The sequence below is a fragment of the Nonomuraea sp. NPDC003804 genome (genome assembly GCF_040610675.1).
GTDB lineage: Bacteria > Actinomycetota > Actinomycetes > Streptosporangiales > Streptosporangiaceae > Nonomuraea.
Genome location: NZ_JBEXMT010000051.1, coordinates 25356 through 38464 on the forward strand (window position 1 = coordinate 25356; position 13109 = coordinate 38464).

Consider the following 13109-nt stretch of genomic DNA (forward strand, 5'->3'; position numbering starts at 1 on the left):
AGGAGCGCTCCCACGGGACGGCCGAGAGGAGGACACGCACGTCCCAAGGGCCGGAGAACCTCGGGCCCGAGGACCCCGTCAGGTCAACCATTCCCCGCCGGCGGGCGCGGCCACGGGTTCGGCAGGCAGCGTTCGAGCGACTTCGACTGCTGCACCATGACCGGCGCGGGCAACCCCCTGCCGGGACAGTGCGCGTGGGAATGGCCGAGCCCGTGCCCGACCTCATGATTGATCACGTACTGCCGGTAGGCGGTCAGATCGCCGCGATAGGACGGGACGCCGACCGCCCAGCGCAACGCGTTGATGACCGACCTGCGGCCGTTCCAGCACGACAGCTCGCCGCCGGTACGCAGCGGCAGGCACTGCGCGTCGGTGGTCAGCGGGCTGGTCAGCGCGACGCTCAGCCGTACCGGCGGGTGGTCGACCCGGCGGAACCTGCCCCAGCTGCGCGGGTCGTTCAGCGTGGCGTGCACGGTTGCGGCGAACGCCTCGGGAGCGAAAGGGAGGCCGCCCTCCACCTCCACGAGGTAGCGGACCACCGGTCCGCGCCCCTTCCTCGGCGCGGCGCCGCCCGGGACCACCCGGTAGGCGCCACTGCCCCTCCTGGGCACCCTGACGTACGGCGTGGCCGCCCCGCGAGCGGCCCCGGCGCGCCCCACTTCCGCACCGGCCATGCCGTAGGGGACGACCCCGCGCCCGACCTGGCCGAACGGCACCACCCAGTGTCCGGTGGGGTCGGACGGCACGGCCTCGCGATGGTTCGGGCCGTAGGGTGCGATCCCGCGACCGGTCGGCCCGAACGGCCCGACCTTGCGCCCGACCTGGCCGAACGGTTGGGCCTCGCGAGCGGTCCGGCCGTACGGGACGGCTTCGCGGCCACTCCCGCCAGGTTGCCGGGACCGGCGGCCACCCCGGCCGTACGGTTCCACATCGCTGCTGGGCAGGCCGTTCGCTTCGGCTCCGAAGCCCGACAGACCGAACAGACCGGAGAGACGGGACAGGCCACGCAGGGAGAGAGGCCGGCCGGGCATGCGGGGTAGGGCGGGAGGCCGGCCGGGTATGCGGCTCAGTCCGGGCGGGGCGGGAGGCCGATCGGGCATGCGGGGTAGGGCGGGCAGGACGCCGGGACGGGCGTGATCGGGCCGGGCGTGATCGGGACGGGCCTGGTCGAGCCGGATGCGATCGTGCCGAGCGTGGTCGGGGTGGCGCGGGGCGGACCGGGCGCGAGGGGTCTCCGGGCGGACGCCGGGTCTGGCGGGCTCGATCACCGGCGGTGACGTTCCGGCCGCCGACACCAGGGCGGGCGCCCCGCACCCGGCCGGCAGGAAGGCCACGGCAGCGAGCGCCAGAGCGCGCACGTCATCCCCCTCGGATCGCTGGGGGAGTCACCGATCATAGACCGTAGGGCGCCAGGTCGAGCGGAGGCTTCTCGCCCATGGCGAGCGTGGCGGCCAGCAGGCCCGCGTAGGGGCCCGCGGTCAGCCCGTAGGCGCTCATGCCGGTCGCGACCACCACCCCGTCGGCGACCCTGGCGATCAGCGGCCGGCCCGCGGCCATGACGGGACGCAGCCCGACCCGCGCCTCCACCGGAGTGGCGGCGCCCAGCCCGGGAGCCACGGGCCACACCGCGGTGGGCCAGGTGGTAGGCGGTGGCCGCGCCGACGATTCCGCTCCCGATCACGGTGATCCTCATACCTCGATGATCTCAAAAGGGTTAGGTTGGCCGAGGGGGCGGCGCGGAGCGGAGGTGCGCGGAATGGCAGTGGTACTCATCGGCACACTCGACACCAAGGGCATCGAGTACGGCTGGCTGCGGGAGCGGCTGGCCGACCTCGGCGCCGAGGCTATCGTCGTCGACGTGGGCCTCGGCCCGGAGAGCACGGGCCCCGGCAGCGCCTTCGGCGCGCCCGCCTCCGCCTCGGCCGAGGACATCTCCAACGAGCGTGTCGCCGCCGCGGCGGGCGCCGACGTGGCCGCCCTGCGCGCGGCGGGCGACCGGGGCGCGGCGGTCACCGCCATGGGCGAGGGCGCCGCCCGGGTGCTGGCCGAGCTGCATGAGGAGGGCCGCGTCGACGGCGTGCTCGCCGTGGGCGGCAGCGGAGGGTCGGCCATCGCCGCGCGGGCCGTCAGGGACCTGCCGATCGGGCTGCCGAAGCTGATCGTGTCCACCATGGCCGCGGGGGACGTCTCGCCGTATGTCGGGGCGAAGGACGTCACGATCATGTACAGCGTGGTCGACATCGCGGGGATCAACCGGGTCTCGCGCCTGGTCCTGGGCAACGCGGCGGCGGGGATCGCGGGCATGGCGGCGGCCTACGCCGCCCGTACCGCGGCCGAGGCCGCGGCGGCGGTCCGCGGCACACGCATGGGCACAGGCATGGGAACGGGCACGGGCGCCGGCACGGGGGCGGACACGGGCACGGAGGCGGCGATCGGGACGGCGCGGGCTGACGACAGGCCGCTGGTCGCCGCGTCGATGTTCGGCGTGACCACGCTCGCCGTCGACGCCGCCCGCGAACGCCTCACCGAGCTCGGCTACGAGGTGCTCGTCTTCCACGCCACCGGCGCCGGCGGCAGGGCCCTGGAGGGCCTGGCCGACAGCGGCCTGCTCGCCGGCGTCCTCGACCTCACCACCACCGAACTGGCCGACGACCTCGTCGGCGGCGTCCTGTCGGCGGGGCCCGACCGGCTGACCGCGGCCGGACGCCGCGCGATCCCGCAGGTGGTCGCCCCCGGCGCGCTCGACATGGTCAACTTCGGGCCGGCCGACACGGTGCCCCCGCGATTCGAGGGGCGCGACTTCCACGTGCACAACCCGACCGTCACGCTCATGCGCACCACGCCCGAGGAGATGGCCGAGCTGGGCCGCCGCGTCGCCGCCAAGCTCGCCGCCGCGACCGGTCCGGCCGCGCTGTTCGTGCCGCTGCGCGGCGTCTCCGCGCTCGACGCGCCCGGCATGCCGTTCCACGACCAGAAGGCCGACGACGCCTGCTTCGCCGCGCTGGCCGCCTACCCGGACACGACCCGGCTCGACCTGCACATCAACGACCCGGCCTTCGGCCGCGCGATGGCCGACCGGCTGCACGACCTGATCAGGGGTGAGGGATGAACCGTCAGACCGTACTCGAACGGCTCCGCCGTACCGTCTCCGAAGGCCGGCCGGTGATCGGCGCCGGCGCGGGCACGGGCCTGTCGGCCAAGTGCGCCGAGGCCGGCGGTGTCGACCTGATCATCATCTACAACTCGGGGCGCTACCGGATGGCGGGGCGCGGCTCCCTGGCGGGGCTGCTGCCGTACGGTGACGCCAACCAGATCGTCGTCGACATGGCGGGCGAGGTGCTGCCCGTGGTCAAGGACACGCCCGTGCTGGCGGGCGTCTGCGGCACCGACCCGTTCAGGGTGATGCCGCGCTTCCTCGACTCGCTCAAGGCGATGGGCTTCGCGGGCGTGCAGAACTTCCCCACCGTCGGCCTGTACGACGGTGTGTTCCGGCAGAACCTCGAGGAGACCGGCATGGGCTTCGACCTCGAGATCGAGATGGTACGGCTGGCGCACGAACGCGACCTCGTCACCGCCCCCTACGTCTTCGACGCCGCGCAGGCCCGCGCCATGGCCGAGGCGGGAGCCGACGTCCTGGTGCCGCACGTCGGCCTCACCACCAAGGGCTCGATCGGCGCGGGCACGGCCCTGTCACTCGACGAGGCCGTGGCCGCCGTGCAGGAGATGCGCGACGCCGCGGCGGCGGTCAGGCCGGACATCCTGGTGCTGTGCCACGGCGGGCCGATCGCCGAGCCGGCCGACGCCGCGTACGTGCTGTCGCGCACCAAGGGGGTCGTCGGCTTCTTCGGCGCCTCGTCCGTCGAGCGGCTGCCCACCGAGATCGCCATCACGCGGCAGGTGGCCGCCTTCAAGAATCTGGAGATCTAAATGCTCGTGAGCCCGTCCCACGTCCCGACGATGACCTTCGACTGGGGGTCCATCAAGTGGTTCGTCACGCCGTCCGCGATCCCGGGGGCGGCCAGCACGCTCGGTGAGGTCATCGTCAACCCGGGCCGGGGGCACGCCCGGCACAACCACCCCAACGCCGAGGAGATCATCTACGTCATCTCCGGCGAGGCGATGCAGATGGTCGACGACGGGGAGCCGTTCCCGATCAGGGAGGGCGACACCGTGCACATCCCGGCGGGAGCGTTCCACTCGACGTTCAACACGACGTGGCGGCCGTTGCGGCTGATCGTCACCTACACGCCCGGCGGGGAGGAGAAGGCGCTGGAGGGCGCCCCCGACTACTGCCTGCACGAACCCGGCGACATCGCCGAATGGCGGAAGGTCTGACCGGCCCGCCGTCCCGCTCCGGCTGGGCTCAGCCGTCGGCCGCCCAGCCGTGGGTCCGCATGAGCACCTTGGCGACCACGGCGAACCTGTCAGGGGGCAGGACCGCCCCCTCCCGCCTGATGTCGTCCTCGTCCAGCGCGAACACCCGGTCGAGACGCAGGTAGGACACCCGGCCGTCGGAGCCCCACGCGCCGATCTCCAGCCACTCCGGGCCGTCGTCGCCGCGGCTGGACAGCATCATGCCGAGCAGCCTGCGACCATGGCGGCCGACGATCAGCAGCGGCCTGTCCTTGCCCCGCGCGGCGTCCTCCTCGTACGGCACCCACGCCCACACGATCTCGCCGGGGTCGGCCATGCCGTCCAGGTCGGGGGAGTAGGCCAGGCTCGCCGCCCGGTCCACCGAGTAGATCTCCCTCACCGCGCCGCGGGCGGGACGCGGGTCATCCTCGTGATCTCGCACAGCCGGAGCCTAGACCACCGCACGGGGGTGGGAGGAGTCGTCAGTGCTTCGAGTTCTTGTCGCACGACTGCAGGAGCCACGTCCCGTCGTCACTGACGCAGTACAGGCACCCGCCTTTCCATGCCCACCGCTCGTGCGAGCCGCACGGCCGGCCGGCTACACACGTCCTGCCCACGACCTGCTGGTCGGAGATCGCGGGGGCGGTGACATCAGCGGCGGCGAGCGGACCGGCCGCCGTTCCGACGGCGAGTACCGGCGCCGCCAGTGCGGTGATCAGGAGCAGGCGCTTGAGCATCAACAGATCACTTCCCGGGGGATCCGGCGGGCCGGTGTCATGGCCGGATCGCCGGATCGAGTGTCCCTATGACCGCGCCGAAAGGCGCTCTGTCCTTCACAGGGTAGGCATGGGCCGACGGCTCGGCGCGGCCTGCGACGCAAAGCTTCCTTGGCTCTTTCCCCACCGAAACCCGCAGGTGGCGGTCGGTTGATCGATGACCGCAGACCGGGGCGGGACCGCACGCATGCACGTCGGTCCCGCCGGACCACCACCGCGCCGCCCGCGGACGGCAGACCCGGCGCGCCGGCCATGATCCCTTGACCCCGATTTTCACCGCGGCGGCGATTGCGGCGCGGTGATCGGGCGGTAGAACCCCCGCAGGCGGCCGCGGTGTCGCCCTCCCCTCGATCCGCCCGACCGTCATCGAGGGAGAACATCCATGCGTCGCACGCCCGCCCTCCGGCGCGCCGTCGTCACCGTGGCCGCCGCCACGCTGCTCGGCCTGGCCGCCGCGCCGCTCGTCACCGGCGCCCACGCCGTGCCGTTCATGACCGGCGCCGCTCCCGCGCCGAGCACCACCGCCGCCGCTTCGGCGCCGAGCGCCACCGCCGCCACCCCGGCGTCGAGCGGCACCGGCGCCACGCCAGGGCCGCACACCACCCCCGCCGCCGCCACCCCGGCATCGAGCGGCACCGCCGCACCGGCGAGCGGCACCGGTGGGGCGCCCTCGTCGAACGTCACCGGCGCCGTGCCCTCGTCGAGCATCAGCGGTGCCGCGCCCGAGTCGAGCCCCACCGGAGCCGCTCCCGCTCCCGCCTCCGCCGCTCCCGCCTCGGCTTCTCCCGCCTCCGCTGCTCCTGCCTCGGCTTCTCCCGCCTCGGGGGCTGACGTGACCGCGCCGCCCTGCCCGCCGTCCGGCTGCGAGCAGACGAGAGTGGAGCAGTTCAAGCAACTGTTCAAGCAACTGGTGCGCTTCGCCGTCCTGCGGACGGTGCGCGGCATGTTCCGCTAGCCGTTCCGCACGGTGGTGGCCATCTGCCGGAGCCCCCGTCGCGGTTGGCGATGGGCCTCGCCGGGGCGACCGCGGCGATGATGACGCACACGAACGGGAACGACGACCCGGCGACGACCGGCCCCGTACGGATCCTCGGTCGCGCCGGTCAGTCGGCTGGGGGCGGGGGCGGGACGGCGGGCAGCGTGGTGAGCAGGCCGGTGAGGGCGGTGACGGCCCATTCCTGCCACCGCGCGTGCTCCCAGCCGCGCTCGCGCACCAGCAGGTTGTAGGTCTCCGGCGACAGCAGCGCCATCGCCACGTCGGCGGCCTCCTCCGCTGTGAGGCCCTGGGGGAGCGGCGTCTTGCGGGCCAGCGCCTCGACGAAGACCCGTTGGACGGCCAGCCGCTGCCGGATGTTGGCCGACCACACCTCGGCCAGATCGGGATCGGTGGTCGCGGCGCTGCGCACGACGTCCAGCAGAGCGGCGGCCCGCAGGTAGATGTCTCCCGCGCCGGCGACCTGCCGCCGGAGCTGGCCGTACGGGTCGGGGTCGGCCAGGGCGTCGAGCGCCCACGGTCGCTCAAGCGTGGGCCTGGGTTCGTCGTCGCCGGCCACGGCCCGGTCGAGTGCCGCGGCGAGGACAGCCTTCTTGGTGCCGAAGGCGTAGTAGACGGTTTGCTCGCCCACCCCGGCCGCGGCGGCGATGGCGCCGATGCTCGTGACCGTGTAGCCGGTCGAGGTGAACAACCCGGTGGCCGCGGCCACGATCCGGGCCCTGGTGCCGCGCGCCCGCGCGGCACGCCCGTCCTCACGCTCCGGAGCCCCGGCCACCCCCCGGCCGCCCCGCGGCGATCGTCCACTCACGAGCGCTGACGATAGCACCACTACGGAAACCTTCTTGTAGCGCGACTTCAAAAAGGCCCTTCTGTGCGGTGTCCACGCTCGGCATGCCGAACAGGCCGGACCGAGCGCGCTGGCCGGGAACGACTTCCGGCCGGCGCGCCGGGCACGGGGATCTCGTGTCAGCTCAGCTGCCGGACGAAGAACCTCAGCGAGTTTTCCACTTCGAACGACGGCACGTCCCCGTGCTTGCCAGGGTTGGCATGCAGCGTCTTCTCAGCCGAGGCCAGGGCGTCGAACAAGGCCAGACTCTGGTCCCGCGGCACCATCTGGTCGTCCCACTGGACCAGGAACTGCACCGGCACGGTGATCCGCACGGCGTCTTCGGCCAGCCCGTGCACGCCGAGCAGGCCCAGCACCGCGGCGCGGATCCGGGGCTCCGCGGCGATGAGCGGGATGCCGAGCCCGCAGCCCATCGACATGCCGCAGTAGCCGACCGGGCCGACACCGACCTGGTCGAGGCGCTGGACCGCGGTCAGCACCGCCTGCCAGTCCGCGACGGCCTGGCCGGCCAGATGGCTGTGCATGCCGGCGACCAGCGCGCCCGGGTTCTCACCGGCGGCCATGCCGGCCCGCAGGTCGGCCGCGATCCGGTTGAACTCCTCGTCCCTGGGCCGGTCGCCGTGGTTGGGCGCGTCGATCGCGACGACCGCGAAACCCTCGGCGGCGTAGCGGCGCGCGCGGGACACGATGCCGGGGGCCGTCTTGTGCTGCCCGCCGCCGTGACCCAGCAGAATCAGGGGCCGAGTACTGCAGGCGTCTTCCGGCGTCCACAGCACGCCGGGGATCTCGTCGAGGGTGAAGAACTGCTCGGTGACACCGTCTGCCGATGTCTGGGAGGTGAAGCGCATCAGCGTTTCAAGCCTTTCGGGATGCCTTGCGCGGGCGCTCCCTAGGCCATGCAAAGGAGGGAGCCCCGACCTGTCGCAGTGTTGATCGGTCTCACCTCCCTGAATTCGCAGTGGTGCACGGCGACGCCGAAAGTATCACAATGGTCAGCATTCGCACCTCGTCGGGGCGAATGTTGCCTGATGCGGCACTGAGCGGGCGAGCCGGACATCTCATGTCCCTCACCATGCCGTCGCCGTACCGGCGGACTGATCGCCAACCGGTAGGTTGCACCGGTGGGATCCATAGCGCAGTGGCCGTCGCGCCGCCCTCTCACGGCGGAGGACGCCGGTTCGAATCCGGCTGGATCCCACGCCTGGCAAGGGCCCGTAGCGCAGTCGGCCGTCGCGCCTCCATCGCATGGAGGAGGACGCTGGTTCGAATCCAGCCGGGCCCCACTCGCGGGAGGAGAGTAGTGGACGTCTCAGCCGTGTCGCGGCAGCTCGGACAGGCGCGTGAGCTTCCGCTCGACGATCCCGACCGCCTCCTTCTGGAACACGCGGCCCTGGCACTGGTGCGTGACGGTCAGCGGCGCCGCCGCAGGAGACGCGAACGGGCCACGGCACAGGCTGACGCTGAGGTCCTGGCGACGACCGCCATGGGATCACGCGGCCGAGTCGTCGACGCGCCCGTCGAGGCGACGTCGTCCACGGGCCACCTGAGAAGAACGCGCACGTGCTACATCTGCAAGGCGGGGTACACCCGGCTGGACGGCCTCTACCATCTGTTGTGCCCGGCGTGCGCGTCGTCCAACGCCGTCCGGCGTACGGCTCGCACCGACCTGACCGGCCGGCGCGCGCTCATCACGGGCGGACGTGTGAAGATCGGCCACCACCTCACGCTCAAGATGCTCCACGATGGCGCCCACGTCACCATCACCACCCGCTTCCCCAACGACGCCGCCCGTCGTTTCGCCGCGGCCGGTGACTGGACCGGGCGCCTGCAGATCATCGGCGTCGACCTGCGCGACCCTCGACAGGTCATCGCGCTGACCGACCGGCTACGGGAATCCGGTGACCCGCTGGACATCCTGGTCAACAACGCCGCCCAGACCATCCGCCGCCCCGCTTCGTCCTACAGCGCGCTGGTCGAAGGGGAGCGGCACGAGGCGCTGCCCGGCGTCGCCGTCCTCCCTGCCGCCGAGGGGGACGCGGGCCTGCCGGACGTGTCCGGGCTGCTCCCCGACCTGTCCCCCGCCAACTCCTGGTCGGCCAGGATCGGTGCCGTCGACCCTGCGGAACTGCTGGAGGTGCAGCTCGTCAACGCGGTCGCGCCGTTCCTGCTGATCGACCGGCTGCTTCCGCTCCTGATGGCCTCGCCCGCCGAGCGACGCTACATCGTGAACGTCTCGGCCGTGGAGGGTCAGTTCGCGGTCGCCAACAAGACGGGCCGCCACCCCCACACCAACATGGCCAAGGCCGCCCTGAACATGGTGACCCGCACCAGCGCCGCGGACCTGGCACGCCACGGTGTCCACCTCTGCAGCGTGGACACCGGCTGGATCACCGACGAGCAGCCCGTGCCTGTGAGGGACCGGCTGGACCGCCGTACCCCCCTGGACGTCATCGACGGCGCGTCCCGCGTTTACGACCCGATCGTGAGCGGCGAGGCGGGTCACCCTGTCCACGGGGTCTTCCTCAAGGACTACCAGGTGGCGCCATGGTGAACGACCTGCTCGCGTGGCTGCGCAGTGGCGAGCCGGTGACGCGCCGTACCGACTTCTCCGTCGGTACGGCGATGCCCGACGGGCGGCTGGACCTGTGCAAGCAGGCGCTCGGACCGCACGGCGCGCGACTTGTCACTGACGCCATGCCGGTCGGCGGCCCCACCAGACACCTCCTGATGGGCACCGACGAACTCGGCGACGAAGGAGCCGACACCGCGGCGGCCGGGGCACCTGGGAGCCGCCGACAACCGCCTGGATGACGCGGCCGCCGACCTGATCGCGCAGGCGCTGTCCGGCGCTCCGCACCGGCTGGCCCTCCTCGACCTGCGCCACACCGGGATCACCAGCCGAGGCGCGCTCCGCCTTCTCGCCGGTGCCCATGAGGCGGTTTCCCCGACGAGGTACGTGCTCGGAGGAGGGTTCGCCTCGCGGGTGAAGCGCGACCTCAACGCCCTGGCGGCGGACGCGCCCGAGCTCCACCCCCATCCCGATGTCGCCGCGGTTCGCAGCGTTCACCGGACCAGCCGCTCTTGACGGACACCGGCGCCGAGGCGGTCAGCGGCCGTCGGGGAGGTTCCAGTCGAAGTCCTCGCTTCCCGGCGGGAGCCGCTGGGGCATGCCCGGCCGGCGCTCCGGCGGGCGCTGGAAGGGAGGCAGCCCCTCGGTCCTGATCCTGGCCGAGTCGAAGGAGATCGCCCCGCCCCCGCTGGGCAGGACCGTCTTGATGTTCAGCAGCTCGCTGCGGAGCTGGGCCAGGTTCGTCGCGGTGTAGGAGATGAAGGCGCCCAGCTGGCCGAGGAGCGCGATGACCGTGATGTTCGCCGTCCTGACGGCCACCGCCTCGCCGAAGGCCGCCGCCGCGGCGGTGGCGGGAAACAGCCGCGCGATCATCAGCCCGGCGAGCGCGGTGATGAGTGAGGCGCCCGTCAGCCGCAGGGCCATGTCGAAGTCCGCGTAGGCGCCGGCGAGGTGGCCGAGCCCTTCGCCCAGGTACTCCAGCGCCGTCTTCAACGCGCCGACCTGGCTGTTGAAGGCGTTGAGCGCGGCCTCGAAGGCGTCCTGGTCGGCGGCGTCCCATCCGTCCGTCGCCCGGCGGACGGTCTCGATGCCCGGCATGATCTGCCCCTCGACGCCGAGCGTGCCGCCGAGGGCGTTGATCCAGCTCGTCTTGGCCTGCCTGATCGCCTCCTCGTTGCCTTGCGCACCTTCCACCAGCAGGTAGGTCGCCACCGCCATGACGCTCATGCCCGAGGCGATCCGCCAGGTCCGCACGGCGGCCGACGGCGTCTTGGGGACGGACGACGGGGGCGGCGGGCCGTACTGGCCCGGCGCGGGGCGGCCCCGGGGGCCGGGGAAGGGCGACGACGGGTGGCCAGGCGGGACCGGTGGGCCGAAACCCGCGGGTGGCGGCGGACCGAAGCCCCCGGGCGGTGGTGGGCCGAAGCCTGCGGGTGGTGGGCCGAAGCCGGGAGGGGTCGTCACCGGCCCGGCCCGATCGCGGAGGCGTTCGCGGTGTTCAGGTCCTCGGCGGTCCGCCAGTTGCGCCGCGCGTACTCCAGATCCCGCTCCCACGACTCGGTGGCCGTGACGGCGTCGCCCACCAGTTCCTTGACGGTGTACTGGATCTCCACGTACGCACGCCCGAGAACGAGGTCGCCGACCGTGCCGAACGTGCCGGGCGGCAGGTCGGTCTGCGGCTTGACGTTGTCCCGGTAGCTCCTGAGCGGCGCGGTCAGGTGCAGGTCGACCGCGGCGGCGGTCTTGCCGATCGCGGTGGAGCAGATGTGCCTGTCGCCGTACGCCATGGGCCCCTCCTTCGATGATCATGGGCGTCTCCATCCTCGCGGAGCGACAGCCGACTGGATGTCCGTGATGCGTATGTTCCGCATGAAAAAGGCGTAGACGGGACGTCAACGGCGGATTCGCCCTCGAAGCCTGCTGCTAGATCTGGCGGCATGACATCCTTCGACCCTGCCGCTCTCGACCGGATGCTCAGCGAGAGCGAGCGCGCGCTCCGGCACCTGAGCGAGGCCGCCGCGGACGTGGAAACGATCTCCGGTGTGGGGGAGGGCGCCGACGGGCAGGTCACGGCGACGGTGGACCACGCGGGGCGGCTGCTGCGGGTGGGCCTGGACCCGAGGGCGATGCGCATGGACAGCGGGACGCTCGCCGCGTCGGTCACCCAGGCCGTGCAGGCGGCGCAGGACGACGCGACCCGGCGCTGCCGGGAACTCCTCGACCGGGCGCTGGGCGAGAACGCTCCCGCGCCCTTCGACCTGGACGCGCTGCGCGACCACCTCGACACCGTCCAGGACGCCTTCGCCCGATCGCTCGACGACCACACCGATACTTGGCAGGCCCGTCGGCGTTCCTGATCACCGTCGTGTCGGCGACGCGCCTTGACACGATCACCCGTCAGCAAGCCGCCGGCGCGGGGAGAACCGGGCGTCGCGTCGGCACGTTCCTGCCCACCCTCTCGCCCTGGCGCCGCTATCTCGGTCTGCCTGTCACGCCCCGCCAACAATCAGGGAGCGATCGCCTGCTGACCAGGTCATGGCCCATCGTGCGAGCGCCGTTCAAGCCGATGTCGAGCACGCTGAGCGCCAGCTTCGGATCGGTGTAGAGCTCAGGATTGTGCTGTAGGTGCTCGACTTGCTCGGGGTGAGTTCGCGAACAAGAGGGACGCCGTCGATTTTCACGATCAAGATGTTTGAAAATGCCAGCAGAGCGTTCTGCGTGTCTTTCAGGGATTCGATGGAGATGGCCTCGCCCTGAGCTTTGGTGATCTGGGACTGAGGTTCGCCGTACCAGCGCGCCTTGGCGCCCGCGGTTAGGGCGTGGGCTGCCTGGTCCAAGCGGTCGGGCGTGGCTTCGCGGCGGAAGACCGCGAGGAATGCCTGCCAGATCGATCCCCTTATGGCCCGGGTGCCGCGACGAACGCGGGCAAGGCATCTGCGCTGTCGTCATCCAGGTATAGGACGACAGGCGTTGGCGCGTCGTTGTGCGGTGATTCTGCGATATCGCGGCATCACCTCTCCGAGTTCGGCTTCCATTCTGGAGGCCGAAGGCAAGCTCCGCATGCGATCTTCAATGAGCTGTTTTCATCCTGATGACGCTGGTCACGGTGGGTGGGTACAAGGCGGTGGCGGATGATGGGAGGCTCCCGGTAAGACAGCAGTCGACCAAGATCCGATGCCCCAACCGGGAGCCTCGTTGCTGTCCTACCGTGCCGCGATTCCGCTGTCCAACCACACCCTGACCCGCCTGGCCGGCCTCATCCACGCCCAGCGGACCGAACGGCGCTGCCGGTGGCGGAGGTTGACTCCAGCCCGCCAAGCGCTGCTGGTCCCGGCTCGCCTGCGTAACGGTGACACCTACGCCCGTCTGGCCGCCGGCTTCTCCGTCGGCATCGCCACCGCCTGGCGCTACGTCCAGGTGGAAGCGTGGATCTGCTGGCTGAGCTGTGCGATCACACGCGTCGGGACCGGCCAGGGGCTAGTACTACATCACTAGATCGCGCCTGGTATCTGCTTGGTTTCGCTGCGTGATCAGGCTGGGACGTGCGAGCGTGTCCGCGTGTCCCAGCCT

The 13109-nt window shown here is 72.0% G+C and carries 16 protein-coding genes, 2 tRNA genes and 1 pseudogene; 10 read left to right on the top strand and 9 right to left on the bottom strand.

Translation table 11 applies throughout. The features are described from left to right. Positions 1-83: 83 nt before the first annotated feature. Positions 84-746, bottom strand: coding sequence for a DUF3152 domain-containing protein (locus ABZX22_RS42735; RefSeq protein ID WP_354922263.1), 663 nt, complete (start codon positions 744-746; stop codon positions 84-86). Positions 747-1392: 646 nt separating this feature from the next. Continuing rightward, positions 1393-1617, bottom strand: a complete 225-nt coding sequence (locus tag ABZX22_RS42740) for an FAD-dependent oxidoreductase (RefSeq protein ID WP_354922266.1) — start codon at positions 1615-1617, stop codon at positions 1393-1395. 139 nt (positions 1618-1756) lie between these two features. Here ABZX22_RS42740 and ABZX22_RS42745 point away from each other — a divergent pair, with 139 nt between their 5' ends. From ABZX22_RS42745 to ABZX22_RS42755, 3 genes are read left to right on the top strand one after another with little or no spacing between them, the layout of a single operon-like run. Continuing rightward, positions 1757-3109: a Tm-1-like ATP-binding domain-containing protein gene (locus ABZX22_RS42745; protein ID WP_354922269.1), complete on the top strand. Its 1353-nt coding sequence runs from the start codon at positions 1757-1759 to the stop codon at positions 3107-3109. Then, the gene (locus ABZX22_RS42750) at positions 3106-3927 is read left to right on the top strand and encodes a phosphoenolpyruvate hydrolase family protein (RefSeq protein WP_354922272.1); all 822 of its coding nucleotides are present in this window, start codon (positions 3106-3108) and stop codon (positions 3925-3927) included. Before ABZX22_RS42745 ends, ABZX22_RS42750 begins: the two co-directional genes overlap by 4 nt. Beyond that, positions 3928-4335, top strand: coding sequence for a cupin domain-containing protein (locus ABZX22_RS42755; RefSeq protein WP_354922275.1), 408 nt, complete (start codon positions 3928-3930; stop codon positions 4333-4335). Between the two features lie 28 nt (positions 4336-4363). On the opposite strand, the gene ABZX22_RS42760 is transcribed toward ABZX22_RS42755, so the two are convergent. Continuing rightward, positions 4364-4795, bottom strand: a complete 432-nt coding sequence (locus ABZX22_RS42760; RefSeq protein WP_354922278.1) for a type II toxin-antitoxin system PemK/MazF family toxin — start codon at positions 4793-4795, stop codon at positions 4364-4366. 40 nt (positions 4796-4835) lie between these two features. After that, positions 4836-5090 (bottom strand): hypothetical protein, encoded by a 255-nt coding sequence (locus ABZX22_RS42765; RefSeq protein WP_354922280.1) that lies wholly within the window; start codon positions 5088-5090, stop codon positions 4836-4838. Positions 5091-5511: 421 nt separating this feature from the next. Here ABZX22_RS42765 and ABZX22_RS42770 point away from each other — a divergent pair, with 421 nt between their 5' ends. Continuing rightward, positions 5512-6084, top strand: coding sequence for a hypothetical protein (locus ABZX22_RS42770; RefSeq protein ID WP_354922283.1), 573 nt, complete (start codon positions 5512-5514; stop codon positions 6082-6084). Between the two features lie 148 nt (positions 6085-6232). On the opposite strand, the gene ABZX22_RS42775 is transcribed toward ABZX22_RS42770, so the two are convergent. After that, a complete protein-coding gene (locus ABZX22_RS42775) occupies positions 6233-6931 on the bottom strand; it encodes a TetR family transcriptional regulator (RefSeq protein ID WP_354922286.1) in 699 nt (232 codons plus the stop codon). A gap of 158 nt (positions 6932-7089) precedes the next feature. Next, entirely contained in the window at positions 7090-7818 is a 729-nt protein-coding gene (locus ABZX22_RS42780; protein WP_354922289.1) for a dienelactone hydrolase family protein, read from the bottom strand. A gap of 276 nt (positions 7819-8094) precedes the next feature. Between ABZX22_RS42780 and ABZX22_RS42785 the strand changes: the two genes are divergently transcribed. From ABZX22_RS42785 to ABZX22_RS42800, 4 genes are all read left to right on the top strand, one after another. Next, a tRNA-Glu gene (locus ABZX22_RS42785) sits at positions 8095-8167 on the top strand. 11 nt (positions 8168-8178) lie between these two features. Next, positions 8179-8252: transfer RNA gene (locus ABZX22_RS42790), tRNA-Ala, on the top strand. An 18-nt stretch (positions 8253-8270) separates the two neighbouring features. Next, positions 8271-9521, top strand: coding sequence for an SDR family oxidoreductase (locus ABZX22_RS42795; RefSeq protein ID WP_354922291.1), 1251 nt, complete (start codon positions 8271-8273; stop codon positions 9519-9521). After that, positions 9515-9781 (top strand): hypothetical protein, encoded by a 267-nt coding sequence (locus tag ABZX22_RS42800; RefSeq protein WP_354922294.1) that lies wholly within the window; start codon positions 9515-9517, stop codon positions 9779-9781. Before ABZX22_RS42795 ends, ABZX22_RS42800 begins: the two co-directional genes overlap by 7 nt. Positions 9782-10076: 295 nt before the next feature. Here the strand turns inward: ABZX22_RS42800 and ABZX22_RS42805 are convergent, their stop codons facing one another. After that, positions 10077-10766 (bottom strand): hypothetical protein, encoded by a 690-nt coding sequence (locus tag ABZX22_RS42805; protein WP_354922297.1) that lies wholly within the window; start codon positions 10764-10766, stop codon positions 10077-10079. Between the two features lie 233 nt (positions 10767-10999). Then, positions 11000-11326 (bottom strand): hypothetical protein, encoded by a 327-nt coding sequence (locus ABZX22_RS42810; protein ID WP_354922300.1) that lies wholly within the window; start codon positions 11324-11326, stop codon positions 11000-11002. Between the two features lie 150 nt (positions 11327-11476). Between ABZX22_RS42810 and ABZX22_RS42815 the strand changes: the two genes are divergently transcribed. Then, the gene (locus ABZX22_RS42815) at positions 11477-11896 is read left to right on the top strand and encodes a YbaB/EbfC family nucleoid-associated protein (protein ID WP_354922303.1); all 420 of its coding nucleotides are present in this window, start codon (positions 11477-11479) and stop codon (positions 11894-11896) included. A gap of 201 nt (positions 11897-12097) precedes the next feature. Here ABZX22_RS42815 and ABZX22_RS42820 read toward each other — a convergent pair whose 3' ends face one another. Continuing rightward, positions 12098-12376, bottom strand: coding sequence for a hypothetical protein (locus tag ABZX22_RS42820; protein WP_354922306.1), 279 nt, complete (start codon positions 12374-12376; stop codon positions 12098-12100). Positions 12377-12734: 358 nt separating this feature from the next. On the opposite strand from ABZX22_RS42820, the pseudogene ABZX22_RS42825 reads away from it, so the two are divergent. After that, positions 12735-12991 (top strand): annotated as a pseudogene (locus ABZX22_RS42825) (transposase family protein); the annotation flags it as partial. Between the last annotated feature and the right edge of the window lie 118 nt (positions 12992-13109).